We start from the raw sequence: 17,607 nt of genomic DNA on the forward strand, positions 1-17,607 counted from the left end.
CCGTCACAGCGCGGCCGCGAGCGCGCGCCCCGCGCCCCGGCCCGAGAAGAGGCAGCCGCCGAGGAACGTGCCCTCGAGCGAGCGGTAGCCGTGCACGCCACCCCCGCCGAAGCCGGCCACCTCACCGGCCGCGTACAGGCCCCGGAACACCTCGCCACCGGGTCGGAGCACGCGGCCGGAGAGGTCGGTCTCCAGCCCGCCGAGGCTCTTGCGGGTGAGCAGGTTGAGCCGCACCGCGACGAGCGGCCCGGCATCGGGGTCGAGCAGCCGGTGCGGCGGCGCGACCCGGATGAGCTTGTCGCCGAGGTAGTTGCGGGCGCCCCGGATGGCGGTGAGCTGCAGGTCCTTGGTGAAGGTGTTGCCGACCTCTCGGTCGCGGGCGACGATCTCCCGCTCGACCTGGGCGAGGTCCAGCTCGGGGGTGCCGCCGGTGACGCGGTTCATGCCCGCGACCAGCTCGGGCAGCGTGCGGGCGACGACGAAGTCCTCCCCCTTGTCCAGGAACGCCTGGACCGGGCCGGAGACGCCGGCCTTCACGCGGGTCATCAGGAGCCGGAGGTCCTTGCCCGTGAGGTCGGGGTTCTGCTCGGACCCCGAGAGCGCGAACTCCTTCTCCACGATCTTGTGCGTGGCGACGAACCAGGTGTGCTCGTAGCCGGTCTGCCCGATGTGGGCCAGGGTCCCGAGGGTGTCGAAGCCCGGGAAGAGCGGCACCGGGAGCCGCTGGCCGGTGGCGTCGAGCCACAGCGACGACGGCCCCGGGAGGATGCGGATGCCGTGCTTGTCCCACACCGGCGAGTGGTTGACGACGCCCTCGGTGTAGTGCCACATCCGGTCGCCGTTCACCAGGCTGGCGCCCGCCGCGATCGCCGCCTCCTGCATGTGCCCGTCCACGTGCGCGGGGACGCCGGAGAGCAGCCGCTGCGGGGCGGGACCGAGGCGGGCCGGCCAGTGCTTCCGGACCAGCCCGTGGTTGCCGCCGATGCCGCCGGAGGTGACGACGACGGCCTGCGCCCGCAGCTCGAACTCCCCGACCTCGGTGCGCGAGCTGGCCTCGCCGCGCGCGACGGCGCTCGGCTCCAGCACCGCACCCCGCACCCCGGTCACGGTGCCGTCGGCGACCACGAGCTCGGAGACGCGGTGGCGGAACCGCAGCTGCACCAGGCCGGCGTCGACGGCGGCCCGCACCCGGCGCTCGAACGGGGCGACGATGCCGGGCCCGGTGCCCCAGACGATGTGGAAGCGCGGCACCGAGTTGCCGTGCCCGGTGGCGGTGTAGCCGCCGCGCTCGGCCCAGCCCACCACCGGGAAGAAGCCGATGCCCTGCTCCTTGAGCCAGGCGCGCTTCTCACCGGCCGCGAACTGCAGGTAGGCCTCGGCCCACCGGCGGGGCCAGTGGTCGCTGTCGCGGTCGAAGCCGGCGGTGCCGAACCAGTCCTGGCGGGCGAGCTCGAGGGAGTCGCGCACCCGCAGGCGGCGCTGCTCCGGGGAGTCGACGAGGAAGAGGCCGCCGAAGGACCACCAGGCCTGACCGCCGAGGGACGCCTCGGGCTCCTGGTCGACCAGGATCACCCGCTTGCCGGCGTCCGCGAGCTCGGCGGTGGCGACGAGGCCGGCCAGGCCTGCCCCCACCACGACGACGTCTGCCTCCATGCCGGCCTTCTCGGTGTCCACGACCGTGACGCTAGCGGGCCGTCGCCGAAGCGCGCCGCCCTGCGCGGGCGCGACTCGCTCGCCCGGGTGCCGCCGGGACCGGCCGGGGCACCGTCACCCCGCGGTCCAGCGGCGGACCCGCCGGGTCGAGGCCAGCACCGCGGCGAGGACCGGGAGGGCGAGCTGGAGCAGCGCAAGGGCCGCCGCGCCGCCCTCGGGAGCGTCGGCGCCGACCACTGCGACGGCGCCGATGAAGAGGGCGATCGGCACCCAGGCCAGCGCCAGCGGCAGCCAGCCACGCCGGGCCAGCAACCAGAACGCGGCGAGCAGCTGCACCACCGGGGCGATCAGCAGCAGCCACGTCCACGAGAGCCCGGAGGTGACCGCCTGCCACCCCTCCAGGCCCAGGACGATGAGGGCCAGCAGCACCGAGGGCATCGCGCCGACGATCCCGATGGCCGCGGCGGCCAGCGCGATGCCGGGGATCCGCGGGGAGGGGGTGCCGGTGTCCCCGCGCGCCCGCGGTGCAGAGCCCATCCCGGCAGGCTAGACAACGCCGGCCGCTCAGCGCGCGGGTTCCGGCTCCCCCGCCGACGAGCGGCGCCACGACGCGTGCAGCCGCGCGTAGGGCCCGTCCGCGTCGACCAGGTCGGCGTGCGCGCCCCGCTGGACGACGCGGCCGGCGTCGACGACCAGCACCTCGTCGGCCCGCTCCGCGGTGGAGAGCCGGTGCGCGATGGTCAGCGTCGTCCGGCCCTCGGTCAGGGTGTCCAGCGCGCGGGTGAGCCGCTGCTCGGTGGCCGGGTCGACGGCGCTGGTCGCCTCGTCGAGCACCAGCAGGTCGGGGTCGGCCACGTAGGCGCGGGCGACGGCGACCAGCTGCCGCTCCCCCGCCGACAGCGACTCCCCGCGCTGGCCCACCGCCGTCCCCACGCCCGCCGGCAGGCCGGCGACCCACGGCGCCAGGCCGAGGTCGTCGAACGCGGCGACGACCTCGTCGTCGGTCATGCCGGGCCGGCCGTAGCGGACGTTGTCGGCCACCGTGGCGTCGAAGAGGAACCCGTCCTGCGGGACCATCACCACCCGCGCGCGCAGCGAGGAGAAGGCGACCTCGGACAGCGGCACCCAGCCGGCGTCGTCGGAGCCGAGCAGCACCCGCCCCTCGACGGGGTCCATGAGCCGGGTGACGAGCTTGGCGAAGGTGGTCTTGCCCGAGCCGGTCTCGCCCACGATCGCGACGCGGGCGCGCGGCGCGATGGTCAGCTCGACGTCGTCCAGCGCCGCCCGCGCACCCGGCGCGTAGCGGAAGGTGACGTGCTCGAACCGGACACCGAGAGGGCCGGCCGGCAGCTCGCGCACCCGGCCGGGCGCGGCGACGGCCGGGTCGCGGACGTCGGGCTCGGTGTCGAGCACGTCGAGCACCCGGCGGAAGCCGGCGACGGCGTTCTGCGCCTCGTTGAGCACCTCGCTGGCGGTCTGCACCGGGGCGACGAAGAGGGTGACGAGGAAGAGGAAGGCCACGAGCGTGCCCGGGGTGATGTCGCCGGCGAGCCCGAGCAGCACGCCGACGACCACGACGGCGGCGTTGGCGACGGCGGCGACGAACTCCCCGCTGACGAACACGGCGGCGGTCACCTTCTGCGCGTCGACCTGCGCGCGGTAGTGCCGGTCGATGGCGGCGTCGAGCCGCTCGGCCGTGCGGGCGCGGACCCCGTAGGCGCGCACGGTGGGGGCGCCGACCACCGACTCGGCCACCGCGGCCAGCACGTCGCCGACCCGCTCGCGGACCACGGCGTAGACCTGCACCAGCCGCTGGGCGAACCAGCGGACGGCGAACACCAGGGGGATGAAGCAGACCAGCACCAGCAGGGTCAGCTGCCAGGAGTAGACGAACATGACGGCGGTGGCGACGACGAGCTGGCCCACGCTGACCAGCCCGAGCACGCCGCCCCACTGCATGAACACCGAGAGCTGGTCGACGTCGCTGGTCACCCGCGAGACCAGCGAGCCGCGCCGCTGACCCTGCTGGTGCAGCACGGAGAGGTCGTGCACGTGCCGGAACGCCCGTGCGCGCAGGCCGGCCAGCGCGGTCTCGGTGGTGCGGAACAGGCGCACGTTCATGCGGTAGACCGCAACGGCGGTGAGCACGACGACGACCGCGCAGGCCGCCACCACCCACGCGACGAAGTCCAGGTCGGGGCCCTCGGGCGAGCCCAGGCCGCGGTCGATGACCTGCTGCACGGCGATGGGGACGACCACCCGGCCGGCCGTGGCGACCAGCGCGAGGGCGAAGGTGACCGGCAGGCCGCGCCGGAACTCCGGCATCATGCGCAGGCCCCGCCGCAGCGTGGCCAGGGCGCCCTCGTGCTCGCGGTCCTCGAGCTGGGCAGCGGCGGTCACGCCGGCACCTCCGCCTGCGAGTAGGCGCGGACGAGGGCCGCGTAGCCCGGGACCTCGGCCAGCAGCTCCTCGTGGGTGCCACGGGCGACGGCGCGCCCGTCCGCCAGCCAGACCACCTCGTCGGCCAGCGCGATCGTCGCCTGCCGGTAGGCGACCACGACGACGGTCGTCGGCGTCCCGCTGCCGCGGAGCGCGTCGAGGATGCGCGCCTCCACCGCCGGGTCGACGGCGCTGGTCGCGTCGTCGAGGACCAGCAGGCGGGGTCGGCGGACGACGGCGCGGGCCAGCGCCAGCCGCTGCCGCTGGCCGCCCGACAGCGACGCGCCCCGCTCGCCCACGCGGGTGTCCAGCCCCTCGGGCAGCGCGCCCACGAAGTCGTCGGCGGCGGCCACGCGCAGGGCGGCCCACACCTCGTCGTCGTCGTAGGGGGCGCCGAGGGTGACGTTGCCGCGCACCGTGTCGTCGAAGAGGAAGGCGCTCTGGGCGACGAACGCCACCTGCCCGCTGACCTCGCCCTCGCGCAGCCGGCGCAGGTCGACCCCGTCGAGGAGCACGCCGCCGTCGGCCGGGTCGACCAGGCGCACCAGCAGGCCGGCGAGCGTGGACTTGCCCGAGCCGGTGGGGCCGACGACGGCCACCGTCCGGCCGGCCGGCACGTCGAAGGTCACCCCGCTCAGCGTGGGCCGGGCGCTCCCGTCGAACCGGAAGGCGACGTCGCGCAGGGCCACCCCGGCACCCCCGGCGCCCGCGACGGCGTCGTCCGGCCCGTAGGGGGTCTCGCCGGTCGCCTCCAGGACGGGCGTGACCCGGTCGAACCCGGCGAGGGCGCGGGGCAGGTCGGCCAGCACCCAGCCGATGGCGCGGATGGGCAGCGCCAGCAGGGTGAACAGGTAGGCGATGGAGACCAGCTCGCCGGCGTCGGTCGCGCCGTCGGCGACCCGGCCGGCGCCGATGAGCAGGACGGCGAGCGTGCCCAGGCTGGGCAGCGCCTCCATCAGCGGGTCGAACAGCCCGCGCACCCGGCCGACGGCGATCAGCCCGTCGCGCAGCTGCTCGGCCCGGTCGGCGAAGCGCTCGGTCTCGGTGTCCTCGCGGCCGAGGGTCTTCACCACGAGGGCTGCGTCGAAGCTCTCGTGGGCGATCTCGCTGACCTCGGCGCGCAGCTGCTGGGCCCGCTGCATCCGGGGGCTCATGACCTGCGAGTAGACGACGTTGGCGGCGAACACCAGCGGGAAGACGACGAGGCCCACCAGCGCCAGCAGCGGATCGGTGAGGACCAGCGCCACCACGGTGATCCCGATCATCACCAGCGCGCCGCAGGCGAAGGGCAGCGGCGCGACGAAGAACCAAGCCGACTCGACGTCGGAGTTGGCGTTGGAGAGCAGCTGGCCGGTGGGGTGGCGCTGGTGCCAGGACAGCGGCAGGCGCAGGTACTGGCCGGTCACGCGGCGCCGGTACTCCGCCTGCAGCCGGTAGCTCATGATCCCGGCGAACAGGCGACGGCCCAGGATGCCCAGGATCTTCAGCAGCGCGACGCCGAGGATGGCGACCGAGGCCAGCGCGAGCGCCGTGCCCGTGGTGGCGCCGTCCTCGAAGGAGGGCAGCAGCACGCGGGAGGTGATCTCGCCGATCACCCACGCGCTGGCGACGGTCATCGCGCCGTAGAGGCTGCTGGCCAGGAGGGCCAGGGTGAACATCCGGGGCTGCTCGCGGACCGCCCGGCGGATGTGGCGGAGCCCGCGTCGCACGACGGCGTCTCTGCGGCGGGACACAGGGCTCCTCGGGGGTCGGGCGACCGGGACGGGGTGCGCGGTCGTTAGGAACGCTAAGCGGCGCCAACCACGCCCGCACGCGACTTCTTCCCGGGCCCGGGTGTCGCCGGACGCACCCGCCCGGTACGAAGGTGCGATGAGCGCCTCTCCCCCGCCCCTGCAGGACCGCGAGCGCGCCGCCCTGGCCGACCTCCTCGACGAGCTCGGGCCGGAGGCGCCGACGTGCTGCGAGGGGTGGACCACGGCGCACCTGGCCGCGCACCTCGCCGTCCGCGACCGGCGGCCCGACGCCCTCCCGGGCTACGGCCTGGAGATGGTGCCCGGCGGTGAGCGGCTGGGCTGGTGGTCCCACCGGCTGGAGGACCGGCTGCGCGGGTCCACCCCCTACGCCGAGGTGGTGGGCCAGGTCCGCTCCGGCCCGCCGTCCTGGGCGCCCACGGCCTGGCCGGCCGTGGCCCGGGCGATCAACGTGTCGGAGTTCGCCATCCACCACGAGGACGTCCGTCGCGCCCAGCCCGGGTGGGCGCCGCGCACGCTCGCCCGGGCCGAGCAGGACCAGCTGTGGTCGGTCGCCGCGCTCCACGCCCGGCGGGCCGCCGGTCGCCGCGGCCTCGTGCTCCGCCGCTCGGACGCCGCCGGCGAGGAGAAGCGGTTCGGTGCCGGCGGGCGCACGGTCACCGGCGAGCCGCTCGAGCTGCTGCTCTGGGCCGCGGGCCGGCGCGACGTCGCCCGCATCGACGTGGGCTGACCGCCACCCGGAGGGGTCAGCTGCCCGGGTGCGGCCCCGGCTGCCTGCTGGACGGGGCGATGTTCTGGTTGAGGCAGAACAGGTTGTCCGGGTCGTAGCGGTCCTTGATCGCCACCAGGCGGTCGTACTTGTCCGGGCCGAAGGCGGCACGGACCCGGTCGACCCCCTCGTCGCCCAGGAAGTTGAGGTAGGCGCCGGCGGCGGCGTACGGCTTCACGGAGGCGGCCAGCTCCCGGGTCCAGCCGATGTTGCGCTCGTCGTCGGCCGGGTCGGGCCACATGCTCAGGAAGTGGATGTTCCAGGGCGCGTCCCGCAGGTCGAAGGCCGTGGCCTCGCGCGGGACCCGCGCCAGCGCGCCGCCGCCGGGCGCGAGGATCACCTGGGTCATCGGTGAGGGCACGCGGCCGGTCAGCTCGGCGATCCTCTCGATGCCGTCGTCGGGCAGCTCCCGCAGGAAGTCCGCCGTCCACCAGTTGCGCATGCCTCGCGGGCAGGCGAGGTCGAGCATCTGCTGGATCGCCGTGTAGGGCATCGGCTGCACCATCGTGACGATCGGGGAGCCGTACTCGAGCAGTGGCCGCAGGACCTCCTGCCCCTGCGCCACGTCGCCGGCGTACACGACGACCAGCCCCAGCACCGGACGGCCCCGCACGGGTTCCGGTACGAACGGCTCCGGTGGGGCGGAGATGAAGGCGGCGGCACCGTTGACCTCGTCCGGCGCCTGGGCCATGAACTCGCGGTAGTGGCGGACCACGTCGACGGCGGCCTCGTGCGGGTGCATCACCATGCCGCCGAGGAGCACCGGCCCCATCGGCGAAGCACGGAAGTCGAACCGGGTCACGACGCCGAAGTTGCCCCCGCCACCGCGCAGCGCCCAGAACAGGTCGGGCTCCTGCTCGGGGCCGACCTCGAGCACCTGGCCGGCGGCCGTCACGACCTCGGCGCCGATGAGGCTGTCGCAGGTGTAGCCCAGCGTGCGCTCGAGCCAGCCGCTGCCGCTGCCGAGCGCGAGCCCGCCGACGCCCGTCGACGACACCCGCCCGCCGGTGACCGCCAGCCCGTGCTCCTGGGTGGCGGCGTCGAACTGCGCCCACGTGGCCCCTCCCTCGGCGCGCACCGAGCGGTCGGACACCTGGACCTGCACGCGGTTCATCGGGCGGAGGTCCAGCATGAGCCCGCCGTCGCAGACGGCGTGTCCCACGACGCCGTGCCCCCCGCCGTGCACCGCGAGCGGGAGACCGGCGTCGCGGGCGTGCCCCACCGCCGCCACGACGTCGTCCGTGCCGGTGCACCGGGCGATCAGTGCGGGCGAACGGTCGACCATGCCGTTGAAGACCCGGCGGGCGTCGTCGTAGCCGGGGTCGCCGGGCCGGAGCACCTCACCGCGGAAGCCGCGGATGCCGGACTGCAGCGTGGGAGTCGCCATGACTGCCTCCTGGAGTCGGGAGCGACCATGGTGCTCCCGGCTCGCGGCCCCCGCGACGGACCTTCGTCCCGCTTGCGGGATACCGCGCGCGGCGCACGCCGGCTCCGGCGCGCTCCGGCAACCGTCAGGGGAGTGGCTGGTCGGTCTCCTGGCGGATCGGCACGCCGGCCGCGGCGAGCCCGGCCTTGACGTCGCCGACGCGGAGCTGGCCGAAGTGGAAGACGCTCGCCGCCAGCACCGCGTCGGCGCCCGCCGCGACGGCGGGCGGGAAGTGCTCCACCGCGCCCGCCCCACCGCTGGCGATCAGCGGCACGCTCACCTCGCGGCGCACCTGCGCGATGAGGTCGGTGTCGAAGCCGGCGCGGGTGCCGTCGGCGTCCATGGAGTTGAGCAGGATCTCGCCGACCCCGAGCTCCGCTGCCTGCACGCACCACTCGACGGCGTCGCGGCCGGTGCCCCGGCGGCCGCCGTGGGTGGTGATCTCGTAGCCGGAGTCGGTCACCGCGCCGTCGCGGGTCCGGCGCGCGTCCAGCGACAGCACCAGCACCTGGTTGCCGAACCGGTGGGCGATCTCGGCGATCAGCTCCGGCCGGGCCACGGCGGCGGTGTTGACCGCGACCTTGTCCGCGCCGGCGCGCAGCAGCTTGTCGACGTCCTCGACGCCGCGCACGCCGCCGCCGACGGTCAGCGGGATGAAGACGCTCTCGGCGGTGCGGCGGACGACGTCGTAGGTGGTCTCGCGGTTGCCGGAGCTGGCGGTGATGTCCAGGAAGGTCAGCTCGTCGGCGCCCTCGGCGTCGTAGACCCGGGCCATCTCGACCGGGTCCCCGGCGTCGCGGAGGTCGACGAAGTTCACGCCCTTGACCACGCGCCCGGCGTCGACGTCGAGGCACGGGATGACCCGCACGGCGAGCGTCACGCCGCGGGCTCCCGCACGGCGTCGGCCTCGATCTCCACCAGCAGCTCGGGGTCGATGAGCGCCGACACCTCGACCATGGTCGACGCCGGCCGGATGCCGCCGAAGACCTCGCCGTGAGCGCGGCCGACCTCCTCCCAGCGGCTGATGTCGGTGACGTACATCCGGGTGCGGACGACGTCGGCGAGGGCGAACCCCGCCCGCTCCAGGGAGCGCTCGATGGTGGCGAGCACCTGGCGGGTCTGCGCCGCGGCGTCCCCGGGGTGCGCGACCTCGCCGTCGACGAGCGCCGTCGTCCCGCTCACCCAGGCGGTGTCGCCCCGGACGACGATCCGGCTGTAGCCGACCACCGGCTCCCACGGGTTCGCCGAGCCGAGGTTGAGCACCGTCACGCCAGCTCCTCGGTGACCCGCAGGGCCTCCGGCAGCGTGAAAGCACCCGCGTAGAGGGCCTTGCCGACGATGGCGCCCTCGACGCCGATGGCGGTCAGCGCGGCGAGCGCGCGGATGTCGTCGAGCGAGCTGACCCCGCCCGAGGCGATCACCGGCCGCGGGGTGGCGGCGCAGACCTCGCGCAGCAGCTCCAGGTTCGGCCCCTTGAGGGTGCCGTCCTTGGTGATGTCGGTGACCACGTAGCGGGCGCAGCCCTCGGCGTCCAGGCGGGCGAGGGTCTCGTACAGCTCCCCGCCCTCCTGGGTCCAGCCACGGGCGGCCAGGCGGGTGCCGCGGACGTCGAGGCCGACGGCGATGCGGTCGCCGTGCTCGGCGATGGCCCGGGCGCACCACTCGGGCGACTCCAGGGCGGCGGTGCCGAGGTTGACCCGGCGGCAGCCGGTGGCGAGCGCGGCCTCCAGTGAGGCGTCGTCGCGGATGCCGCCGGAGAGCTCCACGTCGACGTCCAGCTCGCCGACGACGCGGGCCAGCAGCTCGCGGTTGCTGCCGCGGCCGAAGGCGGCGTCGAGGTCGACCAGGTGCACCCACTCGGCGCCGTCGCGCTGCCACTGCATGGCCGCCTCGAGGGGATCGCCGTAGGAGGTCTCGCTCCCGGCCTCCCCCTGGACCAGACGGACGGCCTGGCCGTCGGCGACGTCGACGGCGGGGAGCAGCTGCAGCTTCGGCACGGTGCCAGCCTAGGGACCGCCTCCGGCGCGCCCGGCGTCAGCTCCCGGCCGCGTGCCGGGCGGCGAACCGCCCGGGGGTCATCGCGGTCACGCGGGAGAAGTCGCGGGTGAAGTGCGCCTGGTCGGCGTAGCCCAGCACCGCCGCCACCTCGCCGATGCTCGACGGGTTACCGCGCAGCCGCTCGGCCGCCTCCTGGAGCCGGCGCCGCTGGATCAGCCACTTGGGCGTGAGCCCGAGGCGGCGGTGCACCAGCCGCTGCAGCGCCCGTTCGGAGAGCCCGAAGCGCGCGCACACCTGCGCGACGCGGACCACCTCGCGGTCGCCCTCGACGAACGCCACCACCTCGTTGACCAGCCGGCCGTCGTCGTCGACCGGGAGGAACGGACGCAGCGCGTCGCCGAACGCGGCCATCGCCGCGGCGTGCGCTTCCGGGGCGTGCGGGTCCCGCGCCATGGCGGCGTGGACGCGCGTGGTCAGCCGCTCCCCCTCGGGCCCCAGCACCTCGGCGACGTCGACGTACCGGTCGGTGTACCCGCTCATCGGCCCCCCGGCGACCAGCGCGCCCGCGGCGGGAGCGCACATGACGCCCACCGCCCAGCCGTCGCCGGTCAGCGTCGTCTCCGACAGCCCGCTCACGACGCCGTAGAACCGGGCGTAGCCCCCCGAGACGACCAGCAGCGCGACCGGGTACTGCAGCACCCGCTGCGGGGCCTCCCGGCCGGGCGGGACCGACCACACCGGGATCCAGAACCGCTGCAGCAGGCCGTCGAACTCCGGCGCCGCGGGATAGCGGTGGATGACGTGCGAGGTGTCGTCCGGGTCCTTGAGGTGGGCGCGCTCGACGTGGTCCATCGCCCCACCGGCCCTGTCGGGTTTCATCAAGACCGAGCCTGCCGCACGCTCCTACGTTCCGGGGCATGACCTCCACCGCCGCGAGCTTCCAGGCCGCCGAACGCCCCTTCACCGCGCTGCTCGACGCCGTCCCCCCGGCCGGCTGGGCCCGCCCGTCCCCCTGCGAGGGCTGGGACGCCGCCGACGTCGTCGGGCACGTGATCGGCACCCAACGCGACTTCCTCACCACGCACGGCGTCGACCTCGGCGAGGCCCCGGACGTCGCCGCCGACCCCGCGACCGCCTGGCGCGAGCACGCCAAGCGCGCTGCCGAGGCGGTGTCGGACGACGCCGTCGCCGCCCGGGAGTTCGAGGGCTTCTTCGGCCGCACCACGGTCGGCGCCGCCTTCGTGCAGTTCTACGTCTGGGACCTGGTCGTGCACCGCTGGGACGTCGCCCGCGCCGTCGGCGCCGACGCCGGCCTGACCGACGAGGAGCTGGACCGGATCGAGGCGGGGGCGGACGCCTTCGGCCCCGCCCTGCACATGGACGGCATCTGCCGCCCGGCCCTGGAGGTGCCCGGCGACGCCGACCGGACGACGCGGGCGCTGGCCCGGCTCGGCCGGAGGGCCTGACCCGGCGTCGTCCCCGTGCGGCAGGCTGACGGCGTGGAGTGCTGCCGTGGAGTTCGCTGACGTCGTCCGCCGTCGCCGCATGGTGCGCGACTACGACCCCGACCGCCCGGTGCCCCCCGAGGTGCGGGAGAGGCTGCTCGAGCACGCCATCCGGGCGCCGTCGGCCGGGTTCAGCCAGGGCTGGGCGTTCCTCGTGCTGGAGACACCGGAGGAGCGCGACCGATTCTGGTCGGCGACTGCGCCGGCCCCCACCCACCCGGACGGCTGGCTGACGCGCATGCGGCGGGCCCCGCTGCTGGTCGTGCCGCTCGCCAACAAGAGCGCCTACCTCGACCGCTACGCCGAGCCGGACAAGGGCTGGACCGACCGCGACGAGGCCCGCTGGCCGGTGCCCTACTGGGACGTCGACGCCGGGATGGCCTCGCTGCTGATGCTGCTCACCGCGGTGGACGAGGGGCTCGGCGCCTGCTTCTTCGGCGTCCCGGCCGAGCGGGTCGGCGCGTTCCGGTCGGCGTTCGGGGTGCCGGAGGAGTACCGGCCGGTCGGCTGCGTCTCGGTCGGCTACCCCGGCGCGGAGGACCGCCGGTCGCCGTCGCTGCGCCGCGGCCGGCGGGGCGTCGACGAGGTGGTGCACCGGGGCCGCTGGTGAGAGCTCCCTCATCGGGCTCTCACGCGCGGTTCACCGCCGCCACCGAGGCTGGCGGGGTGGACAGCGGCCCGCTCTGCCCGGTGCGGGTCCCCCCGTGGTGGCCCCCCTCGCTGCAGCTCCTGCTCGGCGAGCCGGCCGGCGATCTCTGGTCGGCCGTGCTGGGGCCGCTGTCCGGCCGGCTCCGGACCCTCGCGGCGACGTCGGTGTCCCTGCGCCCCGACGGGGCGGCCACCGTCCGCCACACCGCCGTCGTCGAGTGGGGCGACGGGCGCACCACCCGCGAGCACCTCGCGGCGACGACGGGCACCGCGATCCCACCGGGGGCCGCCGTCGTCGAGGGCGAGGCCGGGGGTGCACCGCTCGCCGTGGGTCTCTGGCGGTGGCCGCTGGACCCCGCGCTGCCCGGGCTGGCCTGGGCGACCTCGGCCGCCGGGGTGGCCGGGCGGCTGGCCGCGCTCGGCATCGACGTCCCCGCCCCCCGGCTGCGGCTGCGCGCCTACCGGCCCGGCCGGCGCGCGGTCGTGGAGGTGACCTCGCCCGCCGGTCGCTGGTTCCTCAAGGTCGTCCGCCCGTCGGCGGTCGCTGACCTCGTGCACCGCCACACCGCCCTGGCCCCGGCCGTCCCGGTCCCGCCCGTGCTGGCGAGCACCGCCGACGGCGTGGTCGTGCTGCCCGGCCTGCCCGGCACGCCCCTGCGGGAGGCGCTGACCGGGGACCCCGCGCGGCTGCCCGACCCGCAGGCACTCGACCTCCTGCTCGACCGGCTCCCGGCCGTGGCGGCGCGGAAGAGGCGCGGCGCGCCCGGCGACCCGCTGCCCGCCCTGCGGGCGCACGCGGCGGTGCTCGGAACGGTGTCCCCCGCCCTCCTGCCCCGGCTGGAGCGGGTCACCGCCGCGGTGGCGGCCGGCGCCGGCCGGCACCCCGTCGTGCCGGTGCACGGTGACTTCTACGAGGCGCAACTGCTCGTGGACGACGCCGGGGCGGTCGTCGGCCTGCTCGACGTGGACACCGCCGGTCCGGGGGCCCGGATCGACGACTGGGCCACCCTGCTGGGCCACCTGGTCCTGCTGGAGCACCTGGCCGTCGACCCGGCGCCGATCACGGCCTACCGCGACCGGGTGGCCGGCCTGCTCGCGGGGCGCTGGCCCCTGGGCCAGCTGGAGACCCGGGTGGCGGGCGTGCTCGTCGGTCTGGCCACCGGCCCCTTCCGGGTGCAGCAGCCGGGATGGGCCGCGGCGACCGAGGCCCGGCTGGCCCTCGCCGAGCAGTGGGCCGGCTGCACGGCGCGGCGCTCCGCCGCCGGATGAGGTCAGCCGAGCTCGGTGACCCCCGTGACGAGCACCAGGTCCGCGCCGTGCGTGCCGGCGACGTCGACCCCCTCGGGCCGAGGATCGAACCCGGGGAGCTCCTGCAGCCCATCGCTGCCGTCGGTGGCGCGCAGCCGCACCGGGCCGTCGCCCTCCACCGTGAACGCGGCCTGCAGCCCGTCAGCAGGCGGCGCGTGGAAGGTGATCCGCAGGGCGCTGCCGCCCAGCGACCCTTCGGGCACGTCCCGGCCGGCGAGCCGGGCGCGGACGACGCTGCCGCCGTCGACGGTCAGCTCGAGGTCGACCAGCCGGACGCCGCTCCGCTGCGGCGCCACCCGCACGGCGATCTCCCGCCGCCCGCCGAGGACCTCGTCGGAGACCACGGTGACCGCCGGCGCCGGGAGGTCGGCGACCTCGGCCGGTCCGGTCAGCAGGTCGCGGCCGGCGAGGTAGGGCAGGTCGGCGCCGAGCGTGCCGCGGCCGTCGACGAAGCGGGCGGTCCACTCCCCCGGCGTCGTCTCGGTCGTCACCCAGCGGGCCTGGTCCTGCTCGGTGTCGAGCACGTACGCCAGCCGGCTGGGCATCGGGTGGTCCGCGTCGAACCGGTCGACCGCCAGCCCGACCGCGGCGCACGCCCCCGCGGTGGCCAGCGCCACCACGGGCACGACGGCCGACCCGAGCCGGGCCCTGCCCGCGGGGTCGGGGAAGAGGAGGTCGAACGCCGGCAGCAGGGCCAGCGCGGCGAGGGCGACGACGACCGACGGCGCGAACGCCTGGGACAGCCCGAGGGCCGGGAAGAAGAGCGCGGCGGTCGGTGCGAGGACGAGCACCGCGGCCGCACCGGTGAGCAGCGCGGCCAGGACGCGGACGACCCGGCCCGGCACGAGGACGGCGACGGTGCCGGTGAGCCCGCCGACCAGCGCCGGCCACGCGGCCAGGTAGGAGCCGCCGGGCGCCACGGCGGCGAGCACGAGCGCCACCACGGCGAGCCAGAGGAGCGCACCCGCGGCCAGCGGTGCGGCGCCGACCCGCCGGCGCAGCAGGGCGTACCAGACCAGGACCACGGCCAGCACCAGCGCCACCGCGGCCAGCCGGAACCAGCCCGGCCGCCAGGGGTCGAGCATCGTGGCGTAGCCGGGGCGGACCGCGACGAGCGCCGCCCACAGGCCCTGCGCGGCGAGCGGCGCCGCCACCAGCGGGACGGTCGCCAGCGCAGCCGCGACGGCCGTGCGCCGCAGCGAGCCGAGCCCGCGGGCGTGCAGCGCCCAGGCCAGCCCGGCGGCCGCCGCCAGCGCCGCACCGGCCAGCGGCCACACCAGCGAGCCCGGGTAGCGGACCAGCAGGCCCGGGAGGGGGAAGTAGGTGGCGTCCTCGGCCGCGGGCCCGGCGAGCTCGGCCAGGTCGCGGCCCCCGAGCTCGCGGGCCAGCGCCAGGGTGTTGTCGCCGAGGGCCTGCAGCGTGCCGCGGTCGAGCCGGTCCGGGGTGTCCTGCGGCGAGTGGTAGGCGGCCGCGCCCTCGACGAAGGCGGTGTTCATGCCGGTGAAGCCGCCGTCCTCGAGGAGGACGCTGAAGTCGGTGTCGTTGGGGAGCGCCCGGTAGACCTCGACGGCAACGCTGCTCGCGACCGGGTGCGGCGCGGCGTCGGCGTACACCGCGGCGAGGCCGGCGTTCCCGCGCGAGGTCTCGAACATGATCGGCGGCCCGCCGGTGCCGCGGGCCTCGACGTTGAGCGCCACGCCGCCGCCGGCCAGCGGGTGCGAGGCGGTGAACGCCTCGGCCCCGCAGAGGCAGGCCTCCTCGGCGTCGGTGAGGACGACGACGACGTCGTTGCGCAGCGACGGGCCCTCCGTCAGCGCGCGGACCGACTCCAGCAGCGTGGCGACCCCGGCGGCGTCGTCGGCCGCGCCCGGGCCGCCCTCCACCGAGTCGTGGTGCGCCACGAGGTAGAGCCGGCCGGTGGGGTCGGCACCGGGGAGGACGGCGACGACGTTGCGGACCCGGGCCATGCGCGCCTCCCCCGCCCCGCCGGGCCGGCTGCCGACGGCGTTCTGCACGCGGGTGTCCAGGCCGAGGTCGGTCAGCGTGGCCACCAGGTCGGCCACCACCGCGTCGCTCGCGGGGCTGCCCGCCACGCGCGGCTCGGCCGCGATGCGCTCGACGTGCGCGACGGCGCGGGCGGCGCTGAACTCGGTGGGCGGGGCGTCGGCGGGGCGCGGATCCGGCGGCTGCAGCCCTGCGACGGTCCAGGCGGCGAGCGCCAGGAGCAGCGCCACGACGGCGAGCCCGACCGGGCGGCCGGGGCGGGACGGGCGCTCGGCGGGCACGGGACCTCCTCGGACGGGGACCCGCGCACCCTAGGGCGCGGGCGCACCCCGGCGGGGCAGGCGCGGCCGACGCGGCTGGTTGACTGCCGCCATGACCAGCGCCCCGGAGTCCCGCGCCGTCCTCGTCACGGGCGCGTCCCGCGGCATCGGGCGGGCCATCGCGCTCGCCTTCGCCGCCCGTGGCGACCGGGTCGCCGTGCACTCCGGCACCTCGCGGGAGGCCGCGGAGCGGGTCGCCGCCGAGCTGCCCGGCCGCGGGCACGCCGTCGTCCAGGCCGACGTCGCCGACGCCGAGGCGGTCGCAGCCGCGGTCGACGAGGCCGCCGCCGCCCTGGGCGGGCTGCAGGTGCTGGTCAACAACGCCGGCGTCTTCACCCCGCACCCGCCTCTGGAGACCTCCTGGGCCGACTGGCAGGCGGTGGTGGCCCGCACGCTGCAGGTGAACCTGGTCGGCGCGATGCACGCGACCTTCCGGGCGGTGCCGCACCTGGTCGCGGCCGGCGGCGGCGCGGTCGTCAACGTGACCAGCCGCGGCGCGTTCCGGGGCGAGCCGGCCACCCCCGCCTACGGTGCCGCCAAGGCAGGCCTCAACGCGTTCGGGCAGTCGATGGCCCAGGCGCTCGCCCCGCACGGGATCAGCGTGGGCAGCGTCGCACCGGGGTTCGTGCAGACGGAGATGGCGCGCGACGTCCTCGACGGCCCGGGCGGCGACGCGGTGCGGGCGCAGTCGCCCTACGGCCGGGTGGCGCGGCCCGAGGAGGTCGCCGCCGCGGTGCTCTGGCTGGCGTCTCCGGAGGCCCGCTTCTCGACCGGCACGATCATCGACGTCAACGGGGCCAGCTACCTGCGCAGCTGAGCCACCTCAGTCGAGGCTGTGCAGCCAGTTGGTGAGCAGTTGGGCCCCGGCGTCCCCGCTCTTCTCGGGGTGGAACTGGGTGGCCGAGAGGGCGGCGTTCTCCACACCCGCGACGAACCGGTCGCCGTGCTCGGCCCAGGTCACCTTCGGCTTGGCCAGCGGCGAGGGGACGCCGTCCTGACCGAGCGGGAAGTTGCGCACGCCGTAGGAGTGGACAAAGTAGAAGCGCTGGTCGGCAAGACCGGCGAACAGCACGCTGTCCCGCGGCGCCTGGACGGTGTTCCACCCCATGTGCGGCAGCACCGGCGCCTCGAGCGGCTCGACGACGCCGGGCCACTCGCCGCAGCCCTCGGCGTCCACGCCGTGCTCGACGCCTCGCTCGAAGAGGATCTGCATGCCGACGCAGATTCCCAGCACCGGCCGGCTGCCCGCGAGCCGGCGGCCGATGATGCGGCGGCCGTCGACGGCGTCCAGCCCCGCCATGCAGGCGGCGAACGCGCCGACGCCGGGGACGACGAGGCCGTCGGCGTCCAGCGCCGTCTGCGCGTCGGAGGTCACCGTGACCTCGGCGCCGACCCGCTGCAGGGCGCGCTCCGCGGAGCGCAGGTTGCCCGAGCCGTAGTCGAGGACCGCCACCTTCTTCACGCCTGCCACGCTACCGACCAGCGCCGGAGCCCCCTCACGTGTTCCCGCGCCCTCCCCCGAGGACCGATCGCCGTCCCCGTCAAGTTGATCCCGGCATCTGTGGACAGGTCGCTGACCTGCAGATTCATGCAGCGGCGGAGGCCGATCGGCGGTATTATTCGCACATGTGTTCGACAGGTGCGGAGGGCGCGGTGGCACGGCTGGGCGCCGCGCTGGACGACCTGGCCGCCGAACGGCTCGACGGCGCGTTCGGCCCGCAGCTGATCGAGCAGCTGGGTGCGCTGCTCACCGCGTCCAACCGGCTGGCCGCGCAGGTGGCCCGCC

General features: G+C 76.2%; 16 protein-coding genes. 5 read left to right on the top strand and 11 right to left on the bottom strand.

The window, feature by feature from the left end; translation table 11 throughout:
• Window positions 1–3: 3 nt before the first annotated feature.
• From ACI79P_RS18815 to ACI79P_RS18830, 4 genes are all read right to left on the bottom strand, one after another.
• On the bottom strand, window positions 4–1,674 hold the full coding sequence (locus ACI79P_RS18815; RefSeq protein ID WP_456582587.1) for an FAD-binding dehydrogenase: 1,671 nt from the start codon (window positions 1,672–1,674) through the stop codon (window positions 4–6).
• A gap of 93 nt (window positions 1,675–1,767) precedes the next feature.
• Window positions 1,768–2,190: a hypothetical protein gene (locus ACI79P_RS18820; RefSeq protein ID WP_456582588.1), complete on the bottom strand. Its 423-nt coding sequence runs from the start codon at window positions 2,188–2,190 to the stop codon at window positions 1,768–1,770.
• A 27-nt stretch (window positions 2,191–2,217) separates the two neighbouring features.
• Entirely contained in the window at window positions 2,218–4,053 is a 1,836-nt protein-coding gene (locus ACI79P_RS18825; protein WP_456582589.1) for an ABC transporter ATP-binding protein, read from the bottom strand.
• Window positions 4,050–5,825 carry an ABC transporter ATP-binding protein gene (locus tag ACI79P_RS18830; RefSeq protein WP_456582590.1) on the bottom strand — a complete coding sequence of 592 codons (1,776 nt, stop codon included), beginning with the start codon at window positions 5,823–5,825 and terminating at the stop codon, window positions 4,050–4,052. Before ACI79P_RS18830 ends, ACI79P_RS18825 begins: the two co-directional genes overlap by 4 nt.
• 136 nt (window positions 5,826–5,961) lie before the next feature.
• Between ACI79P_RS18830 and ACI79P_RS18835 the strand changes: the two genes are divergently transcribed.
• On the top strand, window positions 5,962–6,573 hold the full coding sequence (locus tag ACI79P_RS18835) for a TIGR03085 family metal-binding protein (RefSeq protein WP_456582591.1): 612 nt from the start codon (window positions 5,962–5,964) through the stop codon (window positions 6,571–6,573).
• A 16-nt stretch (window positions 6,574–6,589) separates the two neighbouring features.
• Here ACI79P_RS18835 and ACI79P_RS18840 read toward each other — a convergent pair whose 3' ends face one another.
• From ACI79P_RS18840 to ACI79P_RS18860, 5 genes are all read right to left on the bottom strand, one after another.
• A complete protein-coding gene (locus ACI79P_RS18840; RefSeq protein ID WP_456582592.1) occupies window positions 6,590–7,999 on the bottom strand; it encodes an FAD-binding oxidoreductase in 1,410 nt (469 codons plus the stop codon).
• A 124-nt stretch (window positions 8,000–8,123) separates the two neighbouring features.
• On the bottom strand, window positions 8,124–8,918 hold the full coding sequence (gene hisF, locus ACI79P_RS18845; RefSeq protein WP_456582593.1) for an imidazole glycerol phosphate synthase subunit HisF: 795 nt from the start codon (window positions 8,916–8,918) through the stop codon (window positions 8,124–8,126).
• The gene (locus ACI79P_RS18850; protein ID WP_456582594.1) at window positions 8,915–9,307 is read right to left on the bottom strand and encodes a RidA family protein; all 393 of its coding nucleotides are present in this window, start codon (window positions 9,305–9,307) and stop codon (window positions 8,915–8,917) included. Before ACI79P_RS18850 ends, hisF begins: the two co-directional genes overlap by 4 nt.
• Window positions 9,304–10,035 (bottom strand): bifunctional 1-(5-phosphoribosyl)-5-((5-phosphoribosylamino)methylideneamino)imidazole-4-carboxamide isomerase/phosphoribosylanthranilate isomerase PriA, encoded by a 732-nt coding sequence (gene priA / locus ACI79P_RS18855; RefSeq protein ID WP_456582595.1) that lies wholly within the window; start codon window positions 10,033–10,035, stop codon window positions 9,304–9,306. Before priA ends, ACI79P_RS18850 begins: the two co-directional genes overlap by 4 nt.
• A gap of 37 nt (window positions 10,036–10,072) precedes the next feature.
• Complete coding sequence (locus ACI79P_RS18860; protein ID WP_456582596.1) at window positions 10,073–10,915, bottom strand: helix-turn-helix domain-containing protein; 843 nt, start codon at window positions 10,913–10,915, stop codon at window positions 10,073–10,075.
• A 38-nt stretch (window positions 10,916–10,953) separates the two neighbouring features.
• Here ACI79P_RS18860 and ACI79P_RS18865 point away from each other — a divergent pair, with 38 nt between their 5' ends.
• The 3 genes from ACI79P_RS18865 to ACI79P_RS18875 are packed head-to-tail and all read left to right on the top strand — an operon-like array spanning window position 10,954 to window position 13,458.
• The gene (locus ACI79P_RS18865; protein ID WP_456582597.1) at window positions 10,954–11,502 is read left to right on the top strand and encodes a TIGR03086 family metal-binding protein; all 549 of its coding nucleotides are present in this window, start codon (window positions 10,954–10,956) and stop codon (window positions 11,500–11,502) included.
• A gap of 46 nt (window positions 11,503–11,548) precedes the next feature.
• A complete protein-coding gene (locus tag ACI79P_RS18870) occupies window positions 11,549–12,151 on the top strand; it encodes a nitroreductase family protein (protein ID WP_456582598.1) in 603 nt (200 codons plus the stop codon).
• Between the two features lie 56 nt (window positions 12,152–12,207).
• Window positions 12,208–13,458: an aminoglycoside phosphotransferase family protein gene (locus ACI79P_RS18875; RefSeq protein ID WP_456582599.1), complete on the top strand. Its 1,251-nt coding sequence runs from the start codon at window positions 12,208–12,210 to the stop codon at window positions 13,456–13,458.
• Between the two features lie 2 nt (window positions 13,459–13,460).
• On the opposite strand, the gene ACI79P_RS18880 is transcribed toward ACI79P_RS18875, so the two are convergent.
• Window positions 13,461–15,782 carry a M28 family peptidase gene (locus ACI79P_RS18880; protein ID WP_456582600.1) on the bottom strand — a complete coding sequence of 774 codons (2,322 nt, stop codon included), beginning with the start codon at window positions 15,780–15,782 and terminating at the stop codon, window positions 13,461–13,463.
• 91 nt (window positions 15,783–15,873) lie between these two features.
• On the opposite strand from ACI79P_RS18880, the gene ACI79P_RS18885 reads away from it, so the two are divergent.
• On the top strand, window positions 15,874–16,638 hold the full coding sequence (locus tag ACI79P_RS18885; RefSeq protein WP_456582601.1) for an SDR family NAD(P)-dependent oxidoreductase: 765 nt from the start codon (window positions 15,874–15,876) through the stop codon (window positions 16,636–16,638).
• A 6-nt stretch (window positions 16,639–16,644) separates the two neighbouring features.
• On the opposite strand, the gene hisH is transcribed toward ACI79P_RS18885, so the two are convergent.
• Entirely contained in the window at window positions 16,645–17,283 is a 639-nt protein-coding gene (gene hisH, locus ACI79P_RS18890; protein WP_456582602.1) for an imidazole glycerol phosphate synthase subunit HisH, read from the bottom strand.
• Window positions 17,284–17,607 lie beyond the last annotated feature (324 nt).

This window comes from Blastococcus sp. SYSU DS0510, from assembly GCF_054050835.1.

Coding starts and splice junctions, on each gene's coding strand:
- ACI79P_RS18820 (WP_456582588.1), bottom strand. CDS start 2,190: ATGGGCTCTGCACCGCGGGCGCGCGGGGACACCGGCACCCCCTCCCCG.
- ACI79P_RS18835 (WP_456582591.1), top strand. CDS start 5,962: ATGAGCGCCTCTCCCCCGCCCCTGCAGGACCGCGAGCGCGCCGCCCTG.
- ACI79P_RS18885 (WP_456582601.1), top strand. CDS start 15,874: ATGACCAGCGCCCCGGAGTCCCGCGCCGTCCTCGTCACGGGCGCGTCC.
- ACI79P_RS18840 (WP_456582592.1), bottom strand. CDS start 7,999: ATGGCGACTCCCACGCTGCAGTCCGGCATCCGCGGCTTCCGCGGTGAG.
- ACI79P_RS18865 (WP_456582597.1), top strand. CDS start 10,954: ATGACCTCCACCGCCGCGAGCTTCCAGGCCGCCGAACGCCCCTTCACC.
- ACI79P_RS18860 (WP_456582596.1), bottom strand. CDS start 10,915: ATGAAACCCGACAGGGCCGGTGGGGCGATGGACCACGTCGAGCGCGCC.